Source organism: Micromonospora sp. BQ11 (assembly GCF_052068135.1).
Lineage (GTDB): Bacteria > Actinomycetota > Actinomycetes > Mycobacteriales > Micromonosporaceae > Micromonospora.
This window is the reverse complement of sequence record NZ_JBQHDB010000003.1, coordinates 498,163-522,509: the sequence shown is the minus strand read 5'-3', so window position 1 is coordinate 522,509 and position 24,347 is coordinate 498,163. Positions and strand designations below refer to the sequence as shown.

At 69.1% G+C, this 24,347-nt stretch carries 27 protein-coding genes and 1 pseudogene; 17 read left to right on the top strand and 11 right to left on the bottom strand.

The window, feature by feature from the left end:
- Window positions 1-8: 8 nt before the first annotated feature.
- Window positions 9-725: an SDR family oxidoreductase gene (locus tag ACTMSW_RS09480; protein ID WP_441180149.1), complete on the top strand. Its 717-nt coding sequence runs from the start codon at window positions 9-11 to the stop codon at window positions 723-725.
- A gap of 86 nt (window positions 726-811) precedes the next feature.
- Here the strand turns inward: ACTMSW_RS09480 and ACTMSW_RS09475 are convergent, their stop codons facing one another.
- Both ACTMSW_RS09475 and ACTMSW_RS09470 read right to left on the bottom strand, forming a co-directional pair.
- Window positions 812-1,498 carry a response regulator gene (locus ACTMSW_RS09475; protein WP_441180148.1) on the bottom strand — a complete coding sequence of 229 codons (687 nt, stop codon included), beginning with the start codon at window positions 1,496-1,498 and terminating at the stop codon, window positions 812-814.
- The gene (locus tag ACTMSW_RS09470) at window positions 1,495-2,751 is read right to left on the bottom strand and encodes a sensor histidine kinase (protein ID WP_441180147.1); all 1,257 of its coding nucleotides are present in this window, start codon (window positions 2,749-2,751) and stop codon (window positions 1,495-1,497) included. The genes ACTMSW_RS09475 and ACTMSW_RS09470 overlap by 4 nt, the downstream gene beginning before the upstream one ends.
- 132 nt (window positions 2,752-2,883) lie before the next feature.
- On the opposite strand from ACTMSW_RS09470, the gene ACTMSW_RS09465 reads away from it, so the two are divergent.
- From ACTMSW_RS09465 to ACTMSW_RS09455, 3 genes are all read left to right on the top strand, one after another.
- Window positions 2,884-3,618, top strand: a complete 735-nt coding sequence (locus ACTMSW_RS09465) for a DedA family protein (protein ID WP_441180146.1) — start codon at window positions 2,884-2,886, stop codon at window positions 3,616-3,618.
- A 47-nt stretch (window positions 3,619-3,665) separates the two neighbouring features.
- Window positions 3,666-4,793 carry an acyltransferase family protein gene (locus ACTMSW_RS09460; RefSeq protein WP_441180145.1) on the top strand — a complete coding sequence of 376 codons (1,128 nt, stop codon included), beginning with the start codon at window positions 3,666-3,668 and terminating at the stop codon, window positions 4,791-4,793.
- A gap of 110 nt (window positions 4,794-4,903) precedes the next feature.
- On the top strand, window positions 4,904-5,830 hold the full coding sequence (locus tag ACTMSW_RS09455) for an NADP-dependent oxidoreductase (protein ID WP_441180144.1): 927 nt from the start codon (window positions 4,904-4,906) through the stop codon (window positions 5,828-5,830).
- Window positions 5,831-6,122: 292 nt separating this feature from the next.
- Here ACTMSW_RS09455 and ACTMSW_RS09450 read toward each other — a convergent pair whose 3' ends face one another.
- Both ACTMSW_RS09450 and ACTMSW_RS09445 read right to left on the bottom strand, forming a co-directional pair.
- Window positions 6,123-6,491 (bottom strand): MerR family transcriptional regulator, encoded by a 369-nt coding sequence (locus ACTMSW_RS09450; protein ID WP_441180198.1) that lies wholly within the window; start codon window positions 6,489-6,491, stop codon window positions 6,123-6,125.
- Window positions 6,492-6,635: 144 nt separating this feature from the next.
- On the bottom strand, window positions 6,636-7,244 hold the full coding sequence (locus tag ACTMSW_RS09445; RefSeq protein ID WP_441180143.1) for a TetR/AcrR family transcriptional regulator: 609 nt from the start codon (window positions 7,242-7,244) through the stop codon (window positions 6,636-6,638).
- A 102-nt stretch (window positions 7,245-7,346) separates the two neighbouring features.
- Between ACTMSW_RS09445 and ACTMSW_RS09440 the strand changes: the two genes are divergently transcribed.
- Both ACTMSW_RS09440 and ACTMSW_RS09435 read left to right on the top strand, forming a co-directional pair.
- On the top strand, window positions 7,347-7,997 hold the full coding sequence (locus ACTMSW_RS09440; RefSeq protein WP_441180142.1) for a hypothetical protein: 651 nt from the start codon (window positions 7,347-7,349) through the stop codon (window positions 7,995-7,997).
- 30 nt (window positions 7,998-8,027) lie between these two features.
- Complete coding sequence (locus ACTMSW_RS09435; protein WP_441180197.1) at window positions 8,028-8,996, top strand: lysostaphin resistance A-like protein; 969 nt, start codon at window positions 8,028-8,030, stop codon at window positions 8,994-8,996.
- A gap of 7 nt (window positions 8,997-9,003) precedes the next feature.
- Here ACTMSW_RS09435 and ACTMSW_RS09430 read toward each other — a convergent pair whose 3' ends face one another.
- Window positions 9,004-9,294, bottom strand: a complete 291-nt coding sequence (locus tag ACTMSW_RS09430) for a hypothetical protein (protein WP_441180141.1) — start codon at window positions 9,292-9,294, stop codon at window positions 9,004-9,006.
- 16 nt (window positions 9,295-9,310) lie between these two features.
- On the bottom strand, window positions 9,311-10,195 hold the full coding sequence (locus tag ACTMSW_RS09425) for an alpha/beta fold hydrolase (protein ID WP_441180140.1): 885 nt from the start codon (window positions 10,193-10,195) through the stop codon (window positions 9,311-9,313).
- Window positions 10,196-10,559: 364 nt separating this feature from the next.
- Between ACTMSW_RS09425 and ACTMSW_RS09420 the strand changes: the two genes are divergently transcribed.
- Both ACTMSW_RS09420 and ACTMSW_RS09415 read left to right on the top strand, forming a co-directional pair.
- On the top strand, window positions 10,560-12,152 hold the full coding sequence (locus ACTMSW_RS09420; RefSeq protein ID WP_441180139.1) for an alpha/beta hydrolase: 1,593 nt from the start codon (window positions 10,560-10,562) through the stop codon (window positions 12,150-12,152).
- A gap of 106 nt (window positions 12,153-12,258) precedes the next feature.
- Window positions 12,259-13,254, top strand: coding sequence for an MsnO8 family LLM class oxidoreductase (locus ACTMSW_RS09415; protein WP_441180138.1), 996 nt, complete (start codon window positions 12,259-12,261; stop codon window positions 13,252-13,254).
- A gap of 145 nt (window positions 13,255-13,399) precedes the next feature.
- Here ACTMSW_RS09415 and ACTMSW_RS09410 read toward each other — a convergent pair whose 3' ends face one another.
- Entirely contained in the window at window positions 13,400-14,470 is a 1,071-nt protein-coding gene (locus tag ACTMSW_RS09410) for an alkene reductase (protein WP_441180137.1), read from the bottom strand.
- Between the two features lie 167 nt (window positions 14,471-14,637).
- Here ACTMSW_RS09410 and ACTMSW_RS09405 point away from each other — a divergent pair, with 167 nt between their 5' ends.
- From ACTMSW_RS09405 to ACTMSW_RS09395, 3 genes are all read left to right on the top strand, one after another.
- The gene (locus ACTMSW_RS09405) at window positions 14,638-15,084 is read left to right on the top strand and encodes an SRPBCC family protein (protein ID WP_441180136.1); all 447 of its coding nucleotides are present in this window, start codon (window positions 14,638-14,640) and stop codon (window positions 15,082-15,084) included.
- A complete protein-coding gene (locus ACTMSW_RS09400) occupies window positions 15,081-15,626 on the top strand; it encodes a TetR/AcrR family transcriptional regulator (protein ID WP_441180135.1) in 546 nt (181 codons plus the stop codon). The genes ACTMSW_RS09405 and ACTMSW_RS09400 overlap by 4 nt, the downstream gene beginning before the upstream one ends.
- A gap of 189 nt (window positions 15,627-15,815) precedes the next feature.
- The gene (locus tag ACTMSW_RS09395; RefSeq protein ID WP_441180134.1) at window positions 15,816-16,277 is read left to right on the top strand and encodes a hypothetical protein; all 462 of its coding nucleotides are present in this window, start codon (window positions 15,816-15,818) and stop codon (window positions 16,275-16,277) included.
- Window position 16,278: 1 nt separating this feature from the next.
- On the opposite strand, the gene ACTMSW_RS09390 is transcribed toward ACTMSW_RS09395, so the two are convergent.
- A complete protein-coding gene (locus ACTMSW_RS09390) occupies window positions 16,279-17,220 on the bottom strand; it encodes a LysR family transcriptional regulator (RefSeq protein ID WP_441180133.1) in 942 nt (313 codons plus the stop codon).
- A gap of 285 nt (window positions 17,221-17,505) precedes the next feature.
- Here ACTMSW_RS09390 and ACTMSW_RS09385 point away from each other — a divergent pair, with 285 nt between their 5' ends.
- The 3 genes and pseudogenes from ACTMSW_RS09385 to ACTMSW_RS09375 form a co-directional block, all read left to right on the top strand.
- Window positions 17,506-18,432, top strand: coding sequence for a hypothetical protein (locus ACTMSW_RS09385; RefSeq protein ID WP_441180132.1), 927 nt, complete (start codon window positions 17,506-17,508; stop codon window positions 18,430-18,432).
- Between the two features lie 521 nt (window positions 18,433-18,953).
- Window positions 18,954-19,163, top strand: a complete 210-nt coding sequence (locus tag ACTMSW_RS09380; protein WP_441180200.1) for a hypothetical protein — start codon at window positions 18,954-18,956, stop codon at window positions 19,161-19,163.
- 77 nt (window positions 19,164-19,240) lie between these two features.
- Window positions 19,241-19,463: pseudogene (locus ACTMSW_RS09375) on the top strand (IS5/IS1182 family transposase); the annotation flags it as partial.
- 636 nt (window positions 19,464-20,099) lie between these two features.
- Here ACTMSW_RS09375 and ACTMSW_RS09370 read toward each other — a convergent pair.
- Window positions 20,100-20,228 carry a hypothetical protein gene (locus ACTMSW_RS09370; protein WP_441180131.1) on the bottom strand — a complete coding sequence of 43 codons (129 nt, stop codon included), beginning with the start codon at window positions 20,226-20,228 and terminating at the stop codon, window positions 20,100-20,102.
- A gap of 436 nt (window positions 20,229-20,664) precedes the next feature.
- Here ACTMSW_RS09370 and ACTMSW_RS09365 point away from each other — a divergent pair, with 436 nt between their 5' ends.
- The 3 genes from ACTMSW_RS09365 to ACTMSW_RS09355 all read left to right on the top strand — a co-directional run bounded on the left by ACTMSW_RS09365 (window position 20,665) and on the right by ACTMSW_RS09355 (window position 23,140).
- Entirely contained in the window at window positions 20,665-21,105 is a 441-nt protein-coding gene (locus tag ACTMSW_RS09365) for a VOC family protein (RefSeq protein WP_441180130.1), read from the top strand.
- A 116-nt stretch (window positions 21,106-21,221) separates the two neighbouring features.
- Entirely contained in the window at window positions 21,222-21,923 is a 702-nt protein-coding gene (locus ACTMSW_RS09360) for a hypothetical protein (protein ID WP_441180129.1), read from the top strand.
- 617 nt (window positions 21,924-22,540) lie between these two features.
- Window positions 22,541-23,140 carry a sulfite oxidase-like oxidoreductase gene (locus ACTMSW_RS09355; protein WP_441180128.1) on the top strand — a complete coding sequence of 200 codons (600 nt, stop codon included), beginning with the start codon at window positions 22,541-22,543 and terminating at the stop codon, window positions 23,138-23,140.
- A gap of 290 nt (window positions 23,141-23,430) precedes the next feature.
- Here the strand turns inward: ACTMSW_RS09355 and ACTMSW_RS09350 are convergent, their stop codons facing one another.
- Both ACTMSW_RS09350 and ACTMSW_RS09345 read right to left on the bottom strand, forming a co-directional pair.
- On the bottom strand, window positions 23,431-23,751 hold the full coding sequence (locus tag ACTMSW_RS09350; RefSeq protein ID WP_441180127.1) for an STAS domain-containing protein: 321 nt from the start codon (window positions 23,749-23,751) through the stop codon (window positions 23,431-23,433).
- A 149-nt stretch (window positions 23,752-23,900) separates the two neighbouring features.
- Window positions 23,901-24,263 (bottom strand): ATP-binding protein, encoded by a 363-nt coding sequence (locus ACTMSW_RS09345; RefSeq protein WP_441180126.1) that lies wholly within the window; start codon window positions 24,261-24,263, stop codon window positions 23,901-23,903.
- Window positions 24,264-24,347: the final 84 nt, after the last annotated feature.

Genomic DNA, 24,347 nt, shown 5'->3' with positions numbered 1-24,347 from the left:
TCGACGCCATGAACAATACGAAGGTCGCAGTGGTCACCGGAGCGAACAAGGGCATCGGATTCGCCATCGCTCACGGCCTGGGGACGATGGGGTTTGCTGTCGCCGTGGGCGCACGGGACGACGCCCGCCGGGAGGAAGCCGTCCAGCAGTTGCGAGTGGCGGGAGTGGACGCGTTCGGGGTCGCCCTTGACGTGACCTCCGATGACAGCGTCGCCGCAGCGGCAACGGCCATTGAGCAGAGGTTCGGTCGGCTCGACGTGCTGGTCAACAACGCCGGCATCGCCGGACGGACCGACGGGGGCGCGCAGGACCCGACGAGCCTTGATCTGGAGGTCGTCAGCACCGTTCTCGACACGAACGTGTTCGGAGTCGTCCGGGTGACGAACGCGATGCTGCCGCTGCTCCGTCGCGCGCAGTCACCGCGCATCGTCAACATGTCGAGCAACATGGGCTCGCTGACGTTGCAGACCGGTCCGATCCTGGCCGCGTATGCCCCCTCGAAGTCGATGCTCAACAGCATCACCGTTCAGTACGCCCGTGCATTCGCGGACACGAACATCGTCGTGAACGCCGCCTGCCCCGGCTATGTCGCCACCGACTTCACAGGTTTCAGCGCACCGCGGACGCCCGAGCAGGGTGCCGCCATCGCGCTCCGGCTCGCCACCCTGTCGGACGACGGGCCGCGGGGCGGCTTCTTCGACGACGAGGGCGTTGTTGCCTGGTGACATGGATGGAGTACGACATCGCCTGGTTCAGGCCGTACATACCTCCCAGCCCACCGCCACGACGCCGAATGGGTCGAGGTCACGCACTACGTGCCGGGGCGGGCCTGACCGCCGGGCGTGACGAGGCCGGTCTCGTAGCCGAACACCACGGCCTGGACCCGGTCACGCAGGTTGAGCTTCTGCAGGATCCGGCTGACGTGTGTCTTGGTGGTCGGCTCGGCGATGAACAGCGAGGCGGCGATCTCGGTGTTCGACATGCCGAGCGCTATCAGGCGCAGTACTTCGCGTTCGCGGTCGGTGAGGGCGTTGAGCGCCGTGGTGCCGGTGGGACGGTGCGGCCGCGCCTCGACGAAGTTCTCGATGAGCCGACGGGTGACGCTCGGCGCCAGCAGCGCCTCGCCGCCGGCCACCACCCGGACGGCCCGGACCAGGTCGTCGGGGTCGCTGTCCTTGAGGAGAAAGCCGCTGGCACCGGCCTGCAGCGCGGCGTAGATGTAGTCGTCGAGGTCGAACGTCGTCAGCATCAGCACCCGCGGGGTGTGCCCCGCCGGGCGGTCCGAACCGAGCAGGGCCCGGGTCGCGGCCAGCCCGTCGAGTACCGGCATCCGGACGTCCATCAGGACGACGTCGGGGCGCAGGCTGCGGCTGCGGTCCACGCCGAGTTGCCCGTTCTCCGCCTCACCGACGACCTCGATGTCGGGTTGCGCCTGCAGGATCGCCCGGATGCCTACTCGAATCATCGACTGGTCGTCCACGATGAGTGCGCGGATCACCGCGGGTCCCTGATCGGCATGCGTGCCGTCACGCGGTAGCCGCCTCCGTCGCGGGGGCCCGCCTCCACCGATCCGCCGACCAGCCGGACCCGCTCGCGCATTCCGGTCAGCCCGTGACCGGTCAGCCCGGAGGTCTCCATCGGCTGGGCCGGCCGCGGCGCGGCCTCGTTGACGACCGACAGCACCAGATCACTTCCTTCAAGCCCGAGATCAATCAGCGTACGCGCGCCGGGCGCGTGCCGGATGACGTTGCTGAGCGACTCCTGAACGATGCGGTACGCGGCCAGGGCCACGGGCTCCGGCACGGCCGCTGCCCGTACGGCGTCGGTCTGGCGCACCTCGACCGGCAGGCCTGCCCGTTCCGCCGACGCCACCAGGTCCGGCAGCCCGCCGAGGTCGGGCACCGGAGCCAGCTCGGTGTCCGCGTCCTCCGCCCGCAGCACGGACAGCAGCTGTCGCATCTCGCGCATCGCCGACCGCGCGTCGGCGGCGATCCGTTTGAACTCCGCCGCGGCCTCCGGGTCCAGGTTCTTGATCCGGTACGACGCCGAGGTGGCCTGCATGTGGATCACCGACATGCCGTGCGCGACGACGTCGTGCAGTTCTCTGGCGATCCGGGTGCGCTCCTCGGCGACCGCCCGCTGGCTCTGCTCGACCTCGACGTCGCGGCGTGCGTCGGCCAGCTCCCGGCGGACCTCGTTCCAGCGGCGGACCACCATGACGGCGCCGAGCACAGCGGCCGACAACGCCGGATACAGAATCATGATCAGCAGCCCGTCCGCGACCGACCGACCACGCGGATCGAGCAGCGCCACGACCGGGATGAACAGGGAGCTCACCCACCACGTCAGCACCGCGACACGCGAGCTGTGGCGGGCCGCGACCAGGCCGATGTGCGCGACCAGCGTGAGCAGTCCCGGCACGGTGAGCGGCCACGTCGACGCCGAGCCGGCGGGGAGGGCCACCGCGACCACGACCACGCCCAGCAGTTGCAGCGCGGTCGCCTCGCGGGGCCGGATGAGGACAAGGGGCAGCGCGGCGCTCTGGGCGATGCCCGCGAGCACCGCGGCCATCGGGTGCATGCCGAACAGTTGAGCGCCCAGCGCCGCGTTCATGGGCAGGGCGACGAGCGCAAACCCTCCGGCGACCAGCCACCACAGCAGCCACGACAGGATCGGCCGGCGCTGCCGCAGGTCGATCCCGGCGGGCGTAGGGGAACCGGCTTGCTGGTCCGGCTCCGGCGATGCTGTCACGCGGCCACCGTATACGGGAGATCATCGTGCTGCGTCCAACCGGAGATGTACGCCGCCCCCTACGCCGGGACGACTCGTAACGGCACCGCAGGGCGACGTCGCGGCCGGTGTCCGACGCCCACGCTTCAGCGCATGGATCTGATGAGTCTGGTCGACCCGGTGATGACCTCACCGCTGCTCTACCCGCTACTGGCGGCTCTGGGCAGCCTGGACGGCGTCCTGCCGGTCATCCCGTCCGAGGCGGCGGTCCTCGCGGCCGGCGTGTTCACCCGCACCGGCACGCTGAGCCTGCCGTTGGTCGTCGTGGCCACCGCCGTCGGCGTGTTCATCGGCGACCACCTCGCGTACGGCTTGAGCCGCAGCGCTTCCGGACCGCGGCTGCTCGGGCGTTCCGCGCGCGTCGGCCGGGCCGTCGCCGCGGCGGGCCGGCAGCTCGAGGGCCGCGCCGGCCTGTTGATCGTGATGTCTCGGTTCCTGCCCGGCGGCCGCGTGACGATGAACGTTGCCGCCGGCACGACCGGGTTGCCGCTGTCGCGGTTCAGCCCGGCGTCGGCGATCGCGGCGCTGGCCTGGGCAGCGTACGTCGCGGGGCTGGGTGTGCTGGGTGGCGCGGCCTTCGTCGAGAACCCCGTGCTCGGCATCGCCGTCGGCCTCGGCTTGTCGTTCCTGGTCGGGGGCATCGTCGAGGTGATCCGCCGCCGGCTCACCCGCCGTGCCGGCCGCCGGAGCGGTGGTGCACGGCAGTCGTACCTGCGTGGCAGTTCCCCGAGATGGGCGCGCTCCTCGATGCGGAACAGCACACCGTCTGCGTCATCGCGACCAGCCCCATCCGTACCCGGCGTGCCGTCTGCGTCACCAGCGACGTGAATTCGTCCAACGGCAGATCCCGGCGAGACATCCACGAGGGGAACGTCATGCAGCCGCGCGACCGGTTCATCGACGGGCTCCGCGCGCTGGCCATCCTCGGTGTCGTCGGTGGGCACTGGCTGGTCGGCGCGTTGGTGGCGACCCCGACAGGCGGCCTGCGAATCGACAGCCCGCTTCGACACCTGGAGTGGCTGCACCCGTCCACCTGGTTCCTGCAGATGCTGGGCCTGTTCTTCCTCGTCGGCGGGTACACGGCGGCGCAGGGACTGCGCCGTGCCCGGGCGCGTGGCGAGACCGACACCCAGTGGGTGCGGCGGCGGCTGTGGCGGATCGGGCGCCCGGTTGTCGCCGCGACGGTGATCCTGGCGGTGGCGCTGCCGCTGCTCGGCGTCCTCGGGCTCGGGGCCGATACCGCCTGGACGACCGCGGTGCTGTTCCTGCAGCCGTTGTGGTTCATGGGCGTGTACGCGGTGCTCACCGCCCTCACGCCTCTTGTCCTCAGGCTCGACCGCTGGGGCGGGCTCCGGGTGGTCATGGCGCTCGCCGTCGCCGTGGCCGTGGTGGACGCCCTGCGCTTCGCCCGGGACGTCGAGCCGGCCGCCGTCGGTTATCTGAGCGTGTTTCCGGCCTGGTGCTTCGCGTACCAGCTGGGGGTGGCCTGGTCGGCGGGGCGTGTCGACCGGCGGGTCGCCGGCGGTCTGCTCGCCGGGGGCCTGGCGTTGTTCGTGTTCCTGCTCGCCGTGCTGGATTACCCGGTGAGCATCGTGAGCGTGCCCGGCTCCACGCGGTCCAACTCCAACCCGCCGTCGCTGCTGGTCCCGGCCCTCGCCGCGATCCAGGCGGGCACCGCCCTGCTGCTCCGCGGCCGGATCGAGCGGCTCCTGCGCCGACCCCGGATCTGGGCCGCGGTGACCGTCCTCAACGGGAGCGCGATGAGCGTGTTCTGCTGGCACCAGGTGGCGCTCGTCGGCGTCTCCGAGCTCGCCCGGCGGGTTGGCACGCTGCCCGGCCTCGGTGACGCGCCCGTCGACGCGGGGTGGGTCGCTGCCCGGCTCGCCTGGTACCCGGTGCTCGCGCTCGTACTGGCCGGCCTGGTCGTGCTGGTACGCCGATACGAGCACCCGGTGCCCGCCGTTGTCCTCAAGCTGGAGACTGCCGACCCGGTCAGCAGCTGAGCTCGTGTTCACCCCGTGGATAAGCGTGACGCCGGCTACAGAACCTTGCCCCTGACGCCGATGTCAGTAGTTAGCGTTCGGCCATCAACGCAGAGCAGAGAGAGGCGACCATGAGTCGAGCTTTCGGATATGACGCCTTCGGTGGGCCGGAGGTACAGACCTACTTCGACCGCCCCGATCCGCAGCCGCGGGAGGGGGAGCTCCTGATCAGGCTGCGGGCCGCCGGAGTGGCCCGCCTCGACAGCCTGCTTCGGTCCGGCTACGTGCCGGCGCTGAACGGGCACGTTCCCTTCCCGCAGGTGATGGGCATGGAGGCCGCCGGTGACGTGCTCGCGGTCGGGGCGGGCGTCTCCGACATCCAGGTTGGCGACGCGGTGTTCGGGTTCGCGCTCAACGGCGCCGGAACGTACGCCGAGACGACCGTGCTGCCGGCGGCGAACGTGGCGCGCAAGCCGGAGAAGCTGTCGTACGAGAGCGCGGCGACGATTCCCGTCTCGGGCACCACGGCGCTGGACGCCCTCGATGGTCTGGACCTGCCGCAAGGTGCCACGGTGCTGATCAACGGTGTCGGCGGGAGCACCGGCCTGGTCACCGCTCAGCTCGCCGGAGCCCGTGGCCTGAAGGTGATCGGCACGGGCAGTGACGGCAAGCGGCCGGTCGCCGAATCGCTGGGCGTCACCTTCGTCAGCTACAACGCCGGCGACGTGACCGAGCAGGTCCGCGCGCTGGCGCCGGCCGGCGTGGACGGCGTGATCGATCTGGTCGGCGGTGACTCGCTGCGGTCGGTCGCCGGCCTGGTCAAGGACGTCAAGCGGCTCATCTCCGTCGCCGACATGTCGGTGCCGGAGTTGGGCGGGACGTTCGTGGTCCGCCGGCTCGACCGATCAGGGCTCGAGACGGTCGCCGCACTGATGGTGGCCGGCACGATCGATCCGCACATCACCCGCACATTTCCTCTCGACCAGGCCGCCGAGGCTCTGGCCGCCGTCGAAAGCGGTCACGCCACCGGCAAGGTGGTCATCACCTTCCCCGCCTGATCACCGCCGAGGCCGATCGGTCCGGGAGATCGTGTCCGCTCCTACCGATGGCACGGCACGCCTTGTCCGGAACTGGCGTGTCCACCGACGCGCCAGCTCCGGATGGCGCCGGCGTGGCAGTCACCGGCGCCGCTCGCACACGTAGTCGCTTACGCCACAGCGGCGATGTCGCACCCCCCCCGCATGAGCCGGCCATCCACCCACCGAACCTGTACCCGAATCGCATGGACGACGCGGTGGGCCGACCGGTCGGTATCGGTCCGGTCCCCAGCGAATCGGGTCACGACCCGGGTCAGACGCGGGCGTGTTCCCGGCGGTGAGCGCGGTTGGCGGCAATCAGATCGTCGAGTTCGCCGCGGGTCCGGATCAGGTCCTCGATGTGCCGATCGAGCCGGTCGCGCTCCTGGCGCATCCGCTCCGCGGCCGCGTCGGAGGTTTCCTCACCCGGTGATTCGACACAGGGCAGCAGGTCGACGATCGTCCGGCTGCTCAGGCCGGCGGAGAACAGTCGCTGGATGAGAAGGACCCGCTCGACCTGGCTCTCGGCGTAGCGGCGCTGACCGCTCGGGCTGCGCAGGCTGGTCAGCAGTCCCTGCTCCTCGTAGTAGCGCAGGGATCGCACGCTCACCCCGGTACGGGCGGCGAGTTCACCGATCCGAATGGTGGCGGTCACCTCTACCTCCCCGTTCTCACCTGACATGGGTGTGAGGTCCAGTCTATCCACGTGTCGGAAGTGGCCCCGGTGCGGCGTCGCCGCATCGGGGGTGCTGCCGGAATGTGGACAACTGGAGCACAGGTGGCTTTCTCATGCGGTTCGGGCGTCGAGGACGCAGTCAACGGCCGTGTAGAGGGTCTCGGTTTCGGCCTTCAGGATCGACTCCTCGGCGGGCAGGGCTCGTTCGATCGAAAGCCCGTTGAGGACGGTGAGCAGGAATCTCACTCGGCGTGCGTGGTCTTCCCTGGGTAGCGCGCCTTCGTCAGCGAGAACGGCCAGCCAGTACTCGATACGGCGCCAGCCTCCCCGCTCCAGGGCGAGATACGCCGCGCGCACCTCCTCGGTGGGGTCGGGTGCGATGAACATCTCGTACGCCTTGCCCCACGCCTCACGTGCCTGCTTCCCGACGCCGGCGGGGGCGAGCACCTGCCGGAGACAGTTGACCAGGCGATCCCGGGCGGGGAGCGACCGGTCGCGGATCGGGTCGTCTGGGAAAACGTGTTCGTAGATTCTGGCGAGCACGGTGTCCTGCAGCTCGCGCTGGGTCGGAAAGTGGAACCTGAGCGAGCCCGTGCTCACCCCGGCCCGTGCCGCGACCGCACGCACGCTCAGCCTCGCAGTCACATCCTCTGCGAGCATCGCCGCCGCAGCCGCGAGGATCCGTTCCCGCGAGCCGGTGCTCCCGTCGTCCTGGGTCACCCTTCCACCTCCCGTCACATCGTACTAGCACGCCGTGCTACCGTTGCTACTAGTACAGCGTGTTAGTGAGACGCGGCAGGGATGGGCGGGGGAGGGGGGATCGTGATCGAGGACTGGCGGCAACGGCGGGCAGCCAAGCGCATCAAGGCCGGAGACGGGCGGGCGTTGAAACGCCTCCGCTGGTGGCAGCTGCCCTTCCGCGCACTGTTCTACCTCCCGCTGCCCCACGGGGATGGTCGGCAGACGGTCTATGCCGTCGACATCCCACGCCGGACCGACCCGGAAGGTGGCAAGGCGCGAGCGCACCTGTACCTCGACGGCAGACACCACGCTGAGTCCAAGCTTCCGGCGGCCTTCCCTGTCGAGGGCGGCACCATCGAAGTGGCGATCAGTGCGTTCGGTCTCAAGCGCTGCCACTACGTCACCACGTCCGGCGCGGAGTACCAGCTCACTCCGGATCCAAAGTCCGCCGAAGGGCGCCGTGCCCGCCTCGAACGCGATCACCCGGGGCTGAGCCGCTTGATCGGTTTCCTCTCGGTGCTGATGCTCCTCATCGGCGTGGGCCTGAACCTGCTGCAGCTCGCGGAACCGATTTCGCAGGCCCCCCCGATCGCCGAAAACATCGGAACTTTCGAATCGCCCATCCACCTACCGATCTGGCTCAACTTCGCCCTCGCTGTCGGGGCCATATTGGGGAGCACTGAGCGGGCACTCCGCCTGCGTTTCAGCGCACTCGACCAACTCGGGAAATAACCACATCCATAAGAGGAAGCCGTGACCACAATGAACAAGCCGAACTGGCTGCTCACTCCGGGCGAGCCCCGCAATGGGCCGTCAGTTCCAGCTGGAGTGGAGTACCACCGTGTCCTCGCCGGCGACGAACGCCGGATCGGTCGCGGTATTCTCGCGATCATCCTCCTGCTGGCCGGGTTCGTCATCTTCCCGACGGTCATCGGCCTGGTGACCACGCTCATCGACGCGCAGCTCGGCGGGACGTCGCCGACCGAGGGCCGCACCGAATACACGCCGCTCAAACACGCCGGTTCGATGATCTCCCTCGCCCTGCTCATCCCGTGGAGCATGCTGATTCAACGGTGGCTCTACGGTGTGCCCGGTAGGTCCCTGCACTCCGTGACGTCGCGGTTCCGCTTCGACCTGTTCGGCAAAGCGCTCTTCGTCTTCGGTCCCATCTGGCTGATCGTCGCCGCCGTCGGCGCCCTCACGCCCCCCGAGACGGCCCCGTGGTCGCACACCGACCTCCTCGCCTTCTTCATCGCCACGATCCTCCTGACTCCGCTGCAGTCGGCCGGCGAGGAGTACGGCGTGCGTGGGCTCATCTTCCGCGTCGTCGGCGGCTGGACGCGCGGCCGGCGGGCAGGCCTGATCGCCGGAGTGGTGATCACGAGCGTGCTGTTCACGGCCGCCCACGCCTCAACGGATCCGTACATCAACATCTGGTATCTGGCGCTCTGGGCGAGCCTGGCCATCATCACCTGGCGCACCGGCGGCCTCGAGGTCGCGATCATGCTGCACGCCATCTTCAACACGGTCACCTTGGTCCTGGCCACGTACTTCCGCATGGATCTGGGTGGCGCGCTGCAGGACCGCTCGTCCGGGGTCGGTACGTCGTACCAGCTCGTTCCCGCCTTTGTCGTCATCGTCATCGCCGCGATCGTCTGGTGGTGCACCCGAAAGACCGGACCGGCACTCACCACGGGCGGTGGTCAGACGTCACGTCACACGCGGTCGTGACGTCACGTCACTCACGGGTGTCTTCGCGGGCTGTCGTCGTCAGTTGTGTGTCCGCCACGCCAACGATCGGAGGCAATGTGACGTTATCGCTGGCTTGACCGTGCCAGGAAGCTGCGGTGTCGGATCGGATGAACGATGCGGCAGATAGGACATGCTGAATGTTGCGAAGGGCAGGTGCAGTGCGCGAAGGTGCTGGTTCCTCTGGATCACGGTGACCGCGCTGCACCCAGATCGAGCTCATGGTGTCGCGGATCGCGATCACGAAGCCGGAGAAGCGGCGCGGCGTGCTGGTGTTCAACCCGTGAGGAGCAGCCTCAGGGTTGGTCGTGGCGGGACGTCACGAGGGCTCGGCCGAGGAAGTCATCGATGAGTTCCGCCACCGTCCGCCCTTCGCTCTCCAGCAGAAAGTGCCCGCCGTCCAACAGGTGAATCTCCGCGTTGGGCAGGTCGTCCCGGAAGGCCTCCGCCCCCTCCGCGGAGAAGATCTCGTCGTTGCGGCCCCAGACCGCGAGGAGGGGGATCTGGCTGTTACGCAGATACTCCTGCAGCCGAGGGTAGAGCTCACGGTTGGTGTGGTAGTTGCCGAACAGCCGCAGTTGCACCGCGTCGTTGCCGGGCCGCTGCAGCATTGCGTGATCGAGCGTCCACGTGTCCGGGGCTACCACACTGCGGTCCGGCACACCGTGCGTGTACTGCCAGACGATCGCGTCGAGGCCGAGGGCGGGCCGGAGAGCGGCCTCGGTCCGCGGATTCGGGTCGTCGCCGTACGCCCAGATCGGAGCCCAGAATTCGGGCACGAAGCCGGCCTCGTAGCCGTTGCCGTTCTGGCTGATGATGGCGGTCACCGGGGCGGTCGGCTGCAGCGCGAGCCGCCACCCGATCGGGGCGCCGTAGTCCTGGACGTAGATGGCGTAGCGGTCGACCCCGAGGTGGCCGAGCAGCCCGGCGGTGAGTCGCGCCAGGGCGTCGAAGCTGTAGTCGAACTCGTCAACCGCCGGGGCGTCCGACTGACCGAAGCCGAGGTAGTCCGGCGCGATCACGTGGTAGCGGTCGGCCAGCCTCGGGATGAGGTCCCGAAACATGAACGAGCTGGTGGGGTAGCCGTGCAGCAGTACCACGGCAGGGGCGTCGGCAGCGCCCGCCTCGCGGTAGAACAGCCGCCGCCCCTCGACGGTGGCGTACCGGTGATGCACCTGCATTTCTAACCTCCACAGTTCAGCAAGGCGGTCAGAGCCATCGACGGGCTTCTAACCTGTCACGCTCGTGGTGATGGTCAGGCGGTGCGATGGCGGTCTGCACTGGCGAAAAGTTCCTCCAGTTCATTCTGAACAGCACCCCGCTGGTCAACGGCGATTCACAGGATCCAGTCCCCGTGCGTGGAGAAGCTGTGGGACCACGAGAACCAGATCAAGTTCCGGAACATCCCATGCTGCGCACCTTTCGACAGCGTGAACAGTGACGCTGCGTCATGGTCCGGCATGACATGGTGCCACTGACGGGCGGCTGCGGCGGCTGGTTGCGTGGGAGGCATCGAGCCGGCAGCGCGATGAAGGAGGCCAAGCCATGAGCAGTACGTCCGTCCCTGTCCCCGGCCGCCCGATCCGGCGGCCACTCGGTTTCGCGACTGCCGCCCTGGTGGTCTGCGGGGTGTCGGTCGTGGCGTGCGCGCCCGCCGGTGATCCCGATCCGGGCGAGAGCGCGTCCAGCACCGCGCTGCAGCGGTACTACGACCAGAAGCTGCAGTGGAAAGGGTGCACCGACTTCGCCACCAGCCCGCGTGAGAAGGAGATCCTCGGGAAGAGTCCGGCGCAGTGCGCGTGGCTGAGCGTGCCGCTGGACTACGACGACCCTCAGGGCACCTCCACCACCGTCGCGGTCCTGCGCGTCGCCGCCCGGGGCGAGTCGCAGGGCTCGCTCCTGTTCAACCCCGGCGGCCCCGGTGGCTCCGGCGTCCTCGGAGGACTGGCCGTCGCAACTCAGCTGACGAAGAGCCGCATCACCGAACGATTCGACGTGATCGGCTTCGACCCCCGCGGTGTCGGCGCGACCAAGCCCGCAGCCGACTGCTACACCGAGGGCGGCACGACCCGGGGCGACGAGGTGTTTCCACTGTTGCCCACGACCGCCTCGCTGACGGAGGAGGACACCCGCGCGGTGCTCGACCGCTGCACCAAGGGATCCGGAGGCGAGAAGGCCCTTACCCAGATGGGTACGCGCACGACCGCTCGGGACATGGACGTGCTGCGGTCGGCGCTCGGCGAGGAGAAGTTGACCTTCCTCGGCCAGAGCTACGGCACCCGGCTGGGAGCGGTCTACGCGGAGCAGTTCCCGCAGCGGGTACGGGCGATGATCCTCGACGGCGCGTTCGACCCGAACATGGGCACGATCGAGCGCCGGCTCTTCGCGTACGCGGGTTTCCAGCGCGCCTTCGAGGCGATGGCCGCCACGTGCGCGAAGACGCCGAACTGCCCCCTTGGGACCGACCCGAAGGCGTGGACCTCGACGTTCCAGTCGATCGTCCAGCCACTACGGGACAAGCCGGTGCCCGCGCTGGACAAGACGCTCGACTTCGACACCGCGCTCGGTGGCGTGATGGCGGGCCTGTACAGCCTGGACAAGTGGCCCACCATCGCCAGCGGTCTCGCCGAGGTGCGGCAGGGGCGCGGTGACACGCTGCTGAAGCTCACGTTCGACTTCGAAGGCGGCGATCCCGACGCTGTGGTCAACGGCAACGCCACCGAGGCGGCGTTCGCGATCAACTGCATGGACGAGCAGCGGCTCACTCCCCAGGACGCCGGCCAGCTGCGCGCGAAGACCTACGAGGTCGCACCCTTCATGAACCCCGGTGGAGACCCCGCGAAGGGCGCCCGGGACGGATGCGAGTTCTGGCCCGCCCCGCCGACGCTGGGTATCCCGTACGCGGAGAACATCAAGGGCCTGCCGGACACGCTGGTCATCTCCATCACCGGCGACCCCACCACCCCCCACCAGGGTGCCATCACCCTCGCCGACACCCTGGGAAGCGCCCTGCTGACCGTCAAGGGCGAGGGACACACCGTCGTCTCCTCCGGCAAGAACACGTGCGTCGACACCATCGCCGCGGACTACCTCATCGACCTCAAGCTGCCGACGAAGATGCCCACCTGCTCCGTCTGAACCGGGTGAGCCTCTCGGACGTCGTCGCCGGCGAGTTCTGACCCCCGCCAGGGTCAGACGGCCGCACCTGGGGAACAACCCCGGGTGCGGCCTTGCTGCCATTTTCATGAGCAACACGCAACCGCGGGTCTCCCTGCTCGACCGGACCCGTACGCGCGTCGGCGAAGCCGAGTCGGCGGCGCTCGAGGGCACGGTCGCGCGCGCGACCCAGGTCGAACAGCTGGGATACGACCGGTTCTGGGTTTCGGAACACCACGGGGTCCCCGGGATCGCGGGCGCGGCTCCGGCCGTGCTGCTGGCCGCGGTTGCCGCCGCGACGACCACCATCCGGATCGGTTCGGCCGGGGTGATGCTGCCCCATCACCAGCCGCTCGTCGTCGCCGAGCAGTTCGCCACGCTGACCGCCTTCGCCCCGAGCCGGGTCGATCTGGGGCTCGGGCGCTCGCCGGGCTTCACCGAGCCGGTCCGCCGGGCGCTGCGGCAGACCGACCGCGACTTCGTGGCCGACCTCGCCGAGGTGCGCGCCTACCTCGCCGGGACGGCGGAGATCACCGCGCACCCGCAGCCGCGGGGCGAGGTGCCGCTGTACGTGCTGGCCACCGGCAGCGGCCTGCAGATCGCGGCCGAGCTCGGTCTGCCGGTGATCGTGGGCGGGCCGGTGCTCGGCGTCGGTGGTGACCCGGCGCCCGGACTGGCCGCGCTGGCCGACTACCGGCGTGCCTTCCGGCCGTCGGAGCAGCAGCCGGAACCGTGGGTGGCGATCAGTCTCGACGTGCTGGTCGCCGACACCGCTGCCGAGGCCGCCGACCTGCTGCTCCCCGAGGCGTGGGCGATGGCTCAGGCCCGTACGACCGGGGTCTTTTCGCCCTTGGAGCCGGTCGAGACGGTTCTTGCCGCCACGCCCACCCGGCGCCAGCAGCACTTCATGGACCGGACTGCGGCGGCCGCCGTCACCGGCACCCCGGCTCGGGTCGAGTCGCGGCTCGCCGAGCTGATCGAGCGCACCGGGGCCGCCGAGCTGGTCGCCTCCGGCGTCACCTTCGACCGGACCGCCTTGGCCGCCTCGGACGCGGCGCTGCGCGAGCTGCTCGGCCGGCCGTGAACGCCGAGCGGCGACGTCGGCGTACAGGGAGTGCCCTGCCGGTCACCGGGACCGCGCCGCAGCCCCGCGTGATCGGCGGGCCGACCCTGGTTCAAGGCGTGTTTCAGGCTCGGCTTGACTGCCCTGATGACACACGCCTGGACGATCACTCGGACACGTACGCCGGGTAGGTGAGGTAGCCGTCGTCGCCGCCGGTGTAGTAGCTGTCCTGGTCGGCGACCGCCAGCGGCAGGTCCGCTCGGAACCGCTCCACGAGGTCGGGGTTGGCGAGGTACGCGCGGCCGAACGAGACCAGGTCCGCCCCTTGGGCCAACCAACGCTCGGCGTCGGCCCGGGTCGACGGGACGGGATTGCTCGGCGTCGACGGGTTGATGATGAGCGTGCCGGGCCAGGCGCGGCGCAGCCCGAGCAGGACGTCGTCGTCGGTGCCGGTCAGGTGCACGTACGCCGGTCCGAGCGGAACGAGTTCGGCGAGCAGGGCGCCGTACACCTCGGGGATGTCGGTGTCGATGGCGTCCCAGATGCCCGCGCCCGGCGACAGCCGCAGCCCGACGCGGTGCGCGCCGATCGCGTCGATCGTGGCCGCGACCGCCTCCACCGCGAACCGGATGCGCCCGGAGACGGACCCGCCGTAGCGGTCCGTGCGGAGGTTGGCGTTGCCGGAGAGAAACTGCCCGATCAGGTACCCGTTCGCGCCGTGCAGTTCCACGCCGTCGAAGCCTGCCTCAATCGCCCCTTGAGCCGCCGTCGCGAAGGACTGCACTTCACCGGCCACCTCACGGGTCGACAGCGCGCGCGGCGTCGGCGCGAGCTGCGGGCCGGTGGGGGTGAACACGTACGCCTCGCGTGCGGCGACCGCGGAAGGCGCGACCGGCTGGTGGCCGGTCGTGTCCGGGTGACTGATCCGTCCCGCGTGCATGATCTGCGCGAAGATCCGACCCCCGTTGGCGTGCACGGCGGAGGTCACCTGCCGCCAGGAGTCGACCTGCGCCGGGGTGTACAGCCCCGGCGTGAGGGGATTGGACTGCCCGACCAGGCTGGGCTGGACACCCTCGCTGACGATCAGTCCCGCGCTCGCCCGCTGCGCGTAGTAGGTCGCCATCGACGGGGTCGCGAGCCCGTCACGGTTGGATCGCACGCGCGTCATCGGGGCCATCACGATCCGGTTGGGAAGGCGGAGTTCACCGAGGGAGACGCTGTCGAAGAGTGATGCCATGGCTCGACCGTAAAACCTGACGTTGATGTGAGGGGCAAGCGTTGGGTGTTGCGACGTGGCGTGGTTCACCGGAACGCGATCCGTCCCCGGAATTTCTTGGTGCGGGCTAACGCTGTTAGCTACAGTTGCGGCTAACAGCGTTAGCCGTACTGAGGAGGGAGCAGAGCATGAGCACAGCCGTCAGCACCACGATCGACATCGCCGCCAGCCCGCAGGCCGTGTGGGAGGTTCTGACCGACTTCGCCGCCTATCCGGACTGGAATCCGTTCATGCGCCGCATCGAGGGCACCGCCGAGGTCGGCACCAAGCTTGTCGTGCACCTCAGCCCTCCCGGGGGACGTGGCATGACCTTCAAGCCCACGGTGCTGGTCGCGGACCCGGGCCAGGAGCTGCGCTGGCTCGGCAAGCTCGGCTTCGGTGGACTGTTCGACGGTGAGCACTCGTTCGTCCTGGCCGCCAACGCCGACGGCACCACGCACCTCACTCACAGCGAACGCTTCTCTGGCGTCCTCGTCACCCTGTTCAAGGGCAGTCTGAAGAACACCCACGCCGGGTTCGACGCCTTCAACCACGCGCTCAAGCAGCGCGTGGAGACCACCCACTTCCAAGGATGACCGCCGATGCCGCGGCCGGCGTCCGGACGGATCGGCGCGCTGAACTGATCGCCGCCGCGCGGCACCTGCTGGAGACCGAGGGCGCCGAGGCGATCACCATCCGCCGCCTTGGCGCCGCGGTCGGGATCCGCGGCCCGTCGGTCTACAAGCACGTGCCGGACAAGGCCACGATCGAGGACGCGCTCACTGCCGCCGGCCTGGCCGAACAGGCCGACGCCCTGCAGGAGGTGCCCGCGACGTTCACCGCGCTCGCCCGCGCCTACCGGACGTGGGCACTGAACCACCCCCACATGCACCGGCTGATCAACGACCGACCCCTCAACCGGGTACAACTGCCCGCCGGTCTGGAAGACCGCGCCGCGGCACCGCTGGTCGCCGCCTTCGACGGTGACAGGGACATGGCTCGTGCCGCCTGGGCCACCATCAAGGGCCTCGTCGACCTCGAACTCGCCGACCGGTTTCCCCCCGACGCCGACATCGACGCGATCTACGCTGCGGCAGACCGGGCCTATGCCACGGCCGAACCCGCCCCACCGGCATGAGCGCCGACCCCAGGGTCTACCGCCGAGCGCACTGGGCTGCCCGGGCGCGAACGACGAGCCAGCAGACCCGACCAACCGGAGTCGCCGTGAACAGAGCCACCAGCCGAATCGCCGTCCGGGTCGCAGTACGTCACCGAAGGGTGCTGCGGCGCTCTCTACGTCACCATCCAGCGACGCGGTGACGAGATCGTGTGGCGCGACCGGCGCGACCGGGCCGCCTCCCGCCTCACCGTACCGGCGTTCACGTTCGACGCCGCTCAGTACGACGCAGAGATCGCCCGCGCCGAATCCGATCGCACCTGGGAGTGGCACGAGCGGACCGTGGCCCGCCTGGTGCGTGAGCGCCTGAATGACGAACCCGAGCTGCTGGGCGGATGGGAATGCGAGCCAGGTTGGGTCGAAGCCCGTCCGAACGATCGTGGACGCATCCACGTGTCGTACCTCTTTCCGCGGCGACCGAGCGCCGGCGACGACCCTTGGCTCCAGTTCGTGGCCGTTCTCGACGTTCCCGCGGGGGACCCGGCGGCCGTCGCCGACGACATCGTCCGAGAACTCTGTGACCGCGACCCGCGGAGGCAGGACCGGCTGGCCGGTGGTAGCCGGGAAGCGGCACAACAGCTCGGCTTCCAGTGGCCACCGCACCGAGCGTAGGTCAGCGGTGACGGGGCGACGCGACATCGGTCAGCTTGTTGCGGCAGGCGGGGTTGTTCGCGATGTACTGGGCGTGCAGGCCGGCGACCAGCTCTGCGGTCCGAGTGGCTGCGTGCTGGTGGCTGCCGGCTCGGAGGTGGGCGACGAAGATCCGTCGCTGTTCGGGTAGTCCGATGTCGCGGGTGGTGAGGCCGCCGGTGCGGCGGATGGTGGGGGCGCAGAGAGTGATTCCCCTGAGTTCCACCAGGGCGGGTGGAAGTTCGTCACCCGCCCGGAACGGCATCTGTCGGGGTTGGAACCCGCCGTAGTTCGCGCATACGGCGACGGTGAGCTGGTGCAGGTCCGGCTGGCTGTTCAGGACGAGCCAGGTCTCGTCGGCGAGGTCGGTGATGGCGAGCCGGGACCGTCGGGCGAGGTGGTGACGCCTTCCGAGCGCCAGCCAGACCGGTTCGGCGGCGACGTCACGCCGTTCGACGCGCTCGGGCAGTGCCAGGGGCACCGAGGTAAAGTCCTGGCCGACCAGGACGTCCAATTCTCCGTCGAGTAGCAGGGCGAGGCCGGCCGGGGTGCCGGTGGTGATGGCCTCGACGGGGTGTTCCGGATCGCCGAGTCGCAGTGCGTCGGTGATCTCCCAGTTGTTCCAGGGCGCGCGGAAGCAACCTACGCGGATCGGGGCGGTGGCCGGCAGTGCGGCTCTTGCGGCGCGGACGGCGTCGTCCGCGGCGGCCAGCGTGGCCTGAGCGTGATGCAGGAACGCTTGTCCGGCCACGGTGACGCGGACTCCGTTGGGGAGCCGTTCGAACAGCTGCGCGCCGACCGCGCGTTCCAGTGCCTGGATCTGGACGCTGAGCGTCGGTTGGCTGATGCGCAGCTGCGCGGCCGCGCGGGTGAAGGTGCCGTACTCGGCCAGGGTCACGGCGTAGCGCAGGTGTCGCAATTCCACGTCGCCTCCATGCGGTCGAACTGAGCTGTAGTGTGCCCCGGCCCGGCGACGGCTCGGTGAAGCCCGTCGAGCAACTGGGTGCTCTACCGCCGCACCCGGACGAGGCGGGCGTCGCCCGGTCACCGAATAGGCGCAGCCTATGGCCCCATAGATGGGCATTATTGGACAAAGCACCGTGGTATGTCGTGAACTACCCCTGCTTCTTGTTTCTCGTGTAGTCGGAAAAGGTGCATGACCGGCCGGCGTCCCCCTGCCGGCCGCTTTCCCCTTGATCGAGGAGATGACATGTTCGCACCCGCGGGCAGCCGACCACTGCCCACGCTGCTCACCCGCGCCCTGGTCGCTCTCGGCTTGGCGCTCGCCGTGGTCCTCGGCTCCACCACGCTCACCGGCGGCGCCGCCGTCGCAGCCGCCACGTCATCGTCCACCACCACCACGGCCACCGGGCTCAACGACCTGTGGCACGGCTGGCCGTGGGCCAACGTGTACTTCAGCGGCTCCAGCGGCACCCTGAACGTCGGCCAGTGCGGCTACCTGGTCGTCTACCGCAACGTAAAGCAGACCTCAGCGACCACCTGGAGTGCCGAAGAGGCCTCGAGTGTCGAGGGTGGATGTCCCGGAAAGGTGGTGACCTGGATACCGGTGACCCTGACCCTGCGGTCACCGAACGAGTTGATCGCACGCGACAACGCCAGCGGCGCGACCTTCGGCTACACCCGGGCGAGCAGGGACGCCGGTAACGGCGCGTTCTGGTACCCGGCGGAGCGCATGAACCTCTACTACGCATGGCTGGGGCTGGCCGCCAAGCAGATCGGCTGGTTCGACTACCGGCTCAGCATGAACTTCGTCAACGGAAAGCCCGTGGTCTACGGAAGCATCCTGGCCATCGGGCAGGCAGAGGGCTGGAACGCCGTCGGCTACGGCACCCAGACGCTGGTCCAGTGCACGAACAACAACTGGAACGACGTGGGCAAGTACCACTACTCACTGTGCTACCTGAAGATCAAGATGCAGAAGCCCGGCAACGTGTCCGGCACGATCGAGGGCACCTTCAAGGGACTCACGGCCAAGGGCGGCTACGACGCCAACAGCGGCTACTCGTTCGTGAACCTCACCGGCAAGGTCGAGATCCGCAAGACCCACGCCGACGCGCCGTACATCCTCTGCTACAACTACCCGGTCGCCCACTGCACGAGCGTCACAGGCCCGTAGGCACCAACCCAGGCCTCGACACGTCTGGTACCACCCACTCGAACGACCTCGCCGACGCACCTTCCGCCAGCCTTCGACCTTGCCGAGACGGGGGCGGCCCGCTACGACTGAGCGTCGCCAGCCGACGCCAGCGCGGCGGGCCGCGTCGTCGGCCGGGAGCCGGGACGCTGTCCTCCGCGGTGCTCACGCCGTCGAATCTTCTCACCAGCAACGGAGATACCCGCCGGATCCGCGGCTTGTTCATCCCGAGGTAAGCAAAAACGGATGAGGTCGTCGACACTGTCCATTCGCTGATTTGCTTCGAAGCATCGGTATGCCGGAGGAGTCTGGGTGGAGTGAAAGTGTGGGGCGATAACGGCTGGTCCGATCCTCGGGTAGGGCGGTGTGGGCGGGCGGCGATCCCACAAGGAAAGCAAATCCCGGGGTTGGAAATGATGACGCCCGCCAGTATCGCCGGTAGATCCTCAACATCGCCGTCGACCGGCTTCCATTCCTCACATCAGTGCTGAAAGGGTCCCGACATGACACACGACCAGAACCGTCACAGCCAGATTACCTCGCTGCTCATTGGTGCCGCGCTCGCGGTGCTGTTCCTCGTCCTCGGCCTCTGGCTCGAGACCTGGGTGGCATTCCTCATCACCTTCGCTGTCGCCCTGCTCGGCTACGGCGTCCGGCGGCTGACCGCCCGCCAGGGGGCACCCGACCGGGGGCGTGTCGTCGACCACCCGTAGGCATCACTTCCTGCTCAGTTGCGGCAGCAACCGGGCAACGCCCAGCAGCCGGCAACTCGGAGCCAGGCCGCTACGAATCCCAGCTGTTGGCGTTGCTGGATGCGATCCGGGTCAACGAGCCCGGGCCGGGTCGGTCCCCAAGCGGCCCGAGGTGCTGATTGCGGACAAGGGCTACGCCCACGACGGCACCCGCCGAGCACTGCGGCAACGGGGAGATCGGCACGTCAACCCCGAACGCTCGGACCAGGTCGCCCGCCGGCTGCCAGGAGCAGTGCCGGCGGGCGGCCACCGGCCCTCGACTAGGCGATCTACCGCAAGCGCAACGTCGTGGAACGCTGCTTCGCTTGTGGACGTATGGCTGCTCGGTGGCTGCCCGTCGACGAGCATCCCTTGCGTTCCGGCCCGTCCGATGGGCTGGGGTGCGCCGTCACCGCCGGGACCAGACAGGACCCGATGGCGCTGCGACCTCGGGCATGGCGTCCTCGGCACCGAGGGCATTGGACTCGCAACCCCGACGCGCGGGGTGCGGGCCGTCCTTCTCCCAGATCGGCTTGCCCTCGCGGCCGGTCGTCCGGATGTGTTCGCTGCGTTCGCTCAGGCTTCCTCGGGCCACTCCGCGCCGCGGACCTTCCGGTTGGCGAGACCTCATCATGTTCTGGTCACCTCGTGACCCCTGACAGGGGATGCCATCCGGCACGGCCGGACGGCTGACGGGGACCGTTTCCGGCCGTCCGCCGGCCGCACACACGTGGTCTCCGTGCCGACGCCGTCGACGATCACGACCGTCCCGGCACCGCTCGCCGCGATCGCCTGACGCTCCGGCTCGCGGTGCACGGAAGACGCCCGGTGTCCGGTCCTCGCGCTGGTTGCATGGTGGCCAACGTGGGGTGCGTTTCCGCGGAAGTCGATTGCCGGCAGCGCGGAGTCGGCCAGATCCTAGCCGGACGAGCCGCCGCCACGCCCTCGCCACCGCTGCCACCGGGACCTCGCCGTGCCGGCCGCCAGGCCCAGGATCTCCCGGACCGACACGGCCACCACCTCGATGACGACCGCGTTGACCAGCATCTCCTCAATACCGAAGCCGACCGTGCCGCCCGGTTGCCCATGGACCAGCCGATTCCATCGTCACCGCCTGCCGCCCGAGCCGTACCATCCATCGACGACGGTTCCCGGGCAGACTGTCCCGGTCCGGCAGGCAGAACGTGTCGGTTGCCCGCCGCAGGCCAGGGCACACAGGGCGACAGCAGTCGAGTCAACACAACCGGTGAACGTCACCCGCCGCCGTGAGACGACGAACGACCTTCGCCGCCAGGTGAGTCGACCGGCGGCCACCAGTTGAGTGCGGAGGCCGGCTGTCGCCGGTTCAGCAGCCGGCAGACACGCATCTGCGATGGACCAGCTACATGACGATGGTGTAGGAGCCTGGCTGTTGGAGGAGCGCAGGGGGTCGTGAACTGCGCTGCGATCGTGCCGGCTGCGGCTTGGTACAGGAGAGGAACCCATGTCCGTCAGACTCGACAACGTCGGCATCGCCGTCCGCGATCTGGAAGCCGCCCTCGCCTTCTTCACCGACCTCGGTCTGACGGTGCTTGGACGCGCCCGGATCAGCGGCGAGTGGGCTGACACCGCTGTGGGTCTGGACGGCAACACCGCCGACATCGCCGTTCTCCAGACACCCGACGGCAACGGTCGGATCGAGATGTTTCAGTACGTGCACCCGGACGCGATCGAGACCGAGCCCGTCCAACCGAACACCATCGGCATGCACCGCGTCTGCTTCGCCGTGGACGACATCGATGCCGCCCTCGCGGTGGCTGCCAGGCACGGCTGTCACCCGCTCCGCGGCGTCGCCGCGTACGAGGATGTCTACAAGCTCACCTATCTCCGCGGCCCCAGCGACATTCTCGTGATGTTCGCCGAGAAGCTGCACAGGACGGATTGAGTGAACCCCTGGGCGCGCACCGCCATCGGATTACGCCCGCCACTCGGAGGGAAGGACGACAGCCACGTTGCCGGGCACCGTCGCGGCACCATCCGATCAACGGGAAGGCCCACCCGATGCACCACCGGATCCCGCGCCTTGTGCGCACCGCTGCCATCGCGACCGCCTGGAGCAGTCTTGTCCTGGCGCAGCAGGCCTGCGCACCCTCCGGTACGGCGGACCCTGCCTCATCGGCATCGGCCACGCCGCAATCGAGCGCTGCCACGGCACCGGCGGGCGAGCCCGTACCGACGCCGACGCCATCCCTGTCGGGCAGCGCCGGTCCCGGCGTGGACTCCGGAGCGAGCCCGATCCTGAGAGGTGAACGCCAGGTGGTCATCCGGCCGGTGGAAGCGTTCGAAGCGATTCTTGCGGTCGATGGCAAGGGCCGGCTGAACCTCACCGACGGCGATGCGGACAAGGGCCTGTTCGTTCTCTTCCCCATCGGCAACGGCAGGTACCAGATCAAGACGGCGAAGGCGCAAAGCGGCGGCGAGCCTGCCTGCATGGGCCTGCGGGACAACGGCACCAGCTCGCCCACCATCGTGGCGGCGGCCTGTGACGTCTCCGCGAAGGGGCAGCTGTTCTCGATCGAGCCGACGGGCACCAAGGACGCGCAGGGGCGGCCCCTGTACGCGATCAGCACCGCGGGTGGGCACTACCTCCGGTCGCTCGACGGTCAGGGACTCGTCGCCCAGAACGGCGGCGAGGCCGGATCGCGCACCACCTTCAGCTTCGTCGACAATGGTGCAGCCCAGTTGCCCCAGGTAGGCGACTGACTGGCGTGACGCCCCCGGCGTGGATCGAGGCCCGGGCCGCTGCCTCATCGAAGTGCATTCGCTTGCACACCGGCTACGGAGCCCTGGGCGGCGCACCGAAAGCGGCGTCTCGGGGGAGACGCCCGACCGGAACCTGTCTATCGCCGCCGGACGTCGGTGGCCGACCACGCGTCCCGGCGACGGCAGGCAGACATGCGTGGCGATCCGCGTTCCACCTCGTCAACTTCCAGGCGCTCCTGTTAGTCGATGGCACACCACACCCCGGGCTCTTTGGCCACTTCGGCGAGCGGTCGGCCAATGGCTGTGGATGATGACTACGGGACGCCGACAGTCTGCTCCGTAAGCGTGGACTGGAAATTTCTTCATGTCACATCACTTCGATAAGGCTGCGCTCTTTCGTGAGGAAGGGATCTACGCCTTCCGGTTCGACACCGATGGCGATGGGCGCGAGGACGTGCCGTTCAAGGTCCTGGCTGCCACCGCTTTGTGTCAGCTCTGTCGGCGGCCGTCCGGGCGGTCCCGGTCCGTACCCCTGATCTGTCCGACAGGCTTCATTCCAAGCGTGCAGTCGGCACTGGTCAGGGCATGACGCCCCCGCATGAAGGAAAGGCCGTCTCATGAGCTTCTTCTCGCCGGGTTTCTCCGGTCGTCGTCGGCAGACCGACGTTGAGCTGCCGCCGGGGCAGTACCTGACGCATGACTTTCCGGTCCTGTCCGCAGGGCCGACGCCGCGGATCGACCTGGATGCCTGGCAGTTCTCGGTGGTGACCGAGCTGGGGGAGCGCAGCTCCTGGTCCTGGTCCGACCTGATGGCCATGCCCGCGGAGGAGATCACCAAGGACATCCACTGCGTCACCGGATGGTCGAAGCTCGGCACGCAGTGGAAGGGTGTTCCGGTCGAGGCCTTCCTGGAGGACGTGGAGAGCGCGGCCGACTACGTGACGGCGCATTCGTACGGCGGCTACAGCACGAACCTGCCACTGGAGGATGTCCTCGACGGGCAGGCGTGGATCGCCTACGCATTCGACGGCGAGCCGCTGACGCCCGAGCACGGAGGGCCCGCGAGGCTGTTCGTGCCGCATCTGTACTTCTGGAAGTCGGCGAAGTGGGTGCGCGCGCTGCAGTTCACGCCGGAGGACGATCCTGGGTTCTGGGAGTCCGCGGGCTACCACAACTACGGTGACCCGTGGCGCGAGCAGCGCTATCAGGGCGACTGACCGCGTACGCAGGTTGATGTGGCGGACCGCCACGCCCGTCGAGCGGCGCCGGAGACAGAGACCGCCAGGGGTGGCTGGCAATCGTCGCGGCGGCGCCGACGGCGAGCCAGCAGATCCGGCTGGCCCCGAGGCCGGAAACCCTGATCCTCCACCGTCCCTTCGCCTTCCGGCTGGCGTGGTGGCCGAGTCTGAGCTGGTGGTGGTACCGCCGGGTCAGGGCTTGGGCGCCGGCGTCCACTCACTTGAGGGTGTGGTCGTCGTCGACTTCTTGGCGGCCGTCCGCGGGGTCGTCAGGCGTCGGTGGGTGAGAGGGCGTCGAGAACCCCGGTGACGCGCAGGGTTCGGGCCACGTTGCTGGCGGGATTGACGACCGCGAAGCTCTTGCGCGCCTGTCGGGCGGTGTTGCGGGCGGTGATCAGTGCGCTGATGACGGTGGAGTCGATGAAGTCGACCGCGAGTAGGTCGACGTCCACGCGGGGTGCGGCCGCGATCGTGGTGTCCAGGAGCTGCTGGAGCCCGCTGGCTCCATTGATGTCGATCTCGCCGCCGAGGAGCAGTACGGTGCGGTCGCGCTCGATGCGAACCTGGTGTGTCCAGCTCGGCTCGGTCATCGCTGGTCGTCCTCCACGAGGTGATCGGGCTCGCCGGGACGCAGCGAACGCTGTGCCGGGGTGTCGTCTGAGATGGCCGGTTCCAGGCAGGCGGTCACGGTGGCGGTCACGCCGTCGAGGCGGCGGGTGAGGATGAGACCTTCGGTCAGCTAGTGGGCCAGCCACAGCCCGCGTCCGCCGGCGGTATCGACTGCGGGCAGTCGCACCGGCAGGCTGCCCGGCGTCGACCCGTGGTCGACGACCTCGCAGATCAGGACGTCGTCCTGCCGGCGCAGTTCGAGATGTCCGCGGCCGCCACCGTGGCGTACGGCGTTGGTGACCAGTTCGTGGACGGACAGGACAAAGTCGTAGCCGACGTCCTCGGTCAGTCCCACGGCCTGCACCCGGGCCCGAAGGGCGTGTCGAAGCTCGGTGACCGTCGCGTCGGTGAAGTCCTGCGACAGCAGCGGCGCCGGTCCCGTGACGGCCGACGCCGCAGACGCGGCGCGGGACGTCGTCGGGTCGTCGGTCACGTCCGCAGACTACCCACACGCAGCAGCGCGGCGACCGTTGCGCGGCAGCAAGCATCCCCACCCGTGTCGACCGCCTTCGCGCGT

Coding starts and splice junctions, on each gene's coding strand:
- ACTMSW_RS09480 (WP_441180149.1), top strand. CDS start 9: ATGAACAATACGAAGGTCGCAGTGGTCACCGGAGCGAACAAGGGCATC.
- ACTMSW_RS09465 (WP_441180146.1), top strand. CDS start 2,884: ATGGATCTGATGAGTCTGGTCGACCCGGTGATGACCTCACCGCTGCTC.
- ACTMSW_RS09460 (WP_441180145.1), top strand. CDS start 3,666: ATGCAGCCGCGCGACCGGTTCATCGACGGGCTCCGCGCGCTGGCCATC.
- ACTMSW_RS09455 (WP_441180144.1), top strand. CDS start 4,904: ATGAGTCGAGCTTTCGGATATGACGCCTTCGGTGGGCCGGAGGTACAG.
- ACTMSW_RS09435 (WP_441180197.1), top strand. CDS start 8,028: ATGAACAAGCCGAACTGGCTGCTCACTCCGGGCGAGCCCCGCAATGGG.
- ACTMSW_RS09425 (WP_441180140.1), bottom strand. CDS start 10,195: ATGCAGGTGCATCACCGGTACGCCACCGTCGAGGGGCGGCGGCTGTTC.
- ACTMSW_RS09420 (WP_441180139.1), top strand. CDS start 10,560: ATGAGCAGTACGTCCGTCCCTGTCCCCGGCCGCCCGATCCGGCGGCCA.
- ACTMSW_RS09415 (WP_441180138.1), top strand. CDS start 12,259: ATGAGCAACACGCAACCGCGGGTCTCCCTGCTCGACCGGACCCGTACG.
- ACTMSW_RS09410 (WP_441180137.1), bottom strand. CDS start 14,470: ATGGCATCACTCTTCGACAGCGTCTCCCTCGGTGAACTCCGCCTTCCC.
- ACTMSW_RS09405 (WP_441180136.1), top strand. CDS start 14,638: ATGAGCACAGCCGTCAGCACCACGATCGACATCGCCGCCAGCCCGCAG.
- ACTMSW_RS09400 (WP_441180135.1), top strand. CDS start 15,081: ATGACCGCCGATGCCGCGGCCGGCGTCCGGACGGATCGGCGCGCTGAA.
- ACTMSW_RS09385 (WP_441180132.1), top strand. CDS start 17,506: ATGTTCGCACCCGCGGGCAGCCGACCACTGCCCACGCTGCTCACCCGC.
- ACTMSW_RS09380 (WP_441180200.1), top strand. CDS start 18,954: ATGACACACGACCAGAACCGTCACAGCCAGATTACCTCGCTGCTCATT.
- ACTMSW_RS09370 (WP_441180131.1), bottom strand. CDS start 20,228: ATGCTGGTCAACGCGGTCGTCATCGAGGTGGTGGCCGTGTCGGTCCGG.
- ACTMSW_RS09365 (WP_441180130.1), top strand. CDS start 20,665: ATGTCCGTCAGACTCGACAACGTCGGCATCGCCGTCCGCGATCTGGAA.
- ACTMSW_RS09360 (WP_441180129.1), top strand. CDS start 21,222: ATGCACCACCGGATCCCGCGCCTTGTGCGCACCGCTGCCATCGCGACC.
- ACTMSW_RS09355 (WP_441180128.1), top strand. CDS start 22,541: ATGAGCTTCTTCTCGCCGGGTTTCTCCGGTCGTCGTCGGCAGACCGAC.
- ACTMSW_RS09350 (WP_441180127.1), bottom strand. CDS start 23,751: ATGACCGAGCCGAGCTGGACACACCAGGTTCGCATCGAGCGCGACCGC.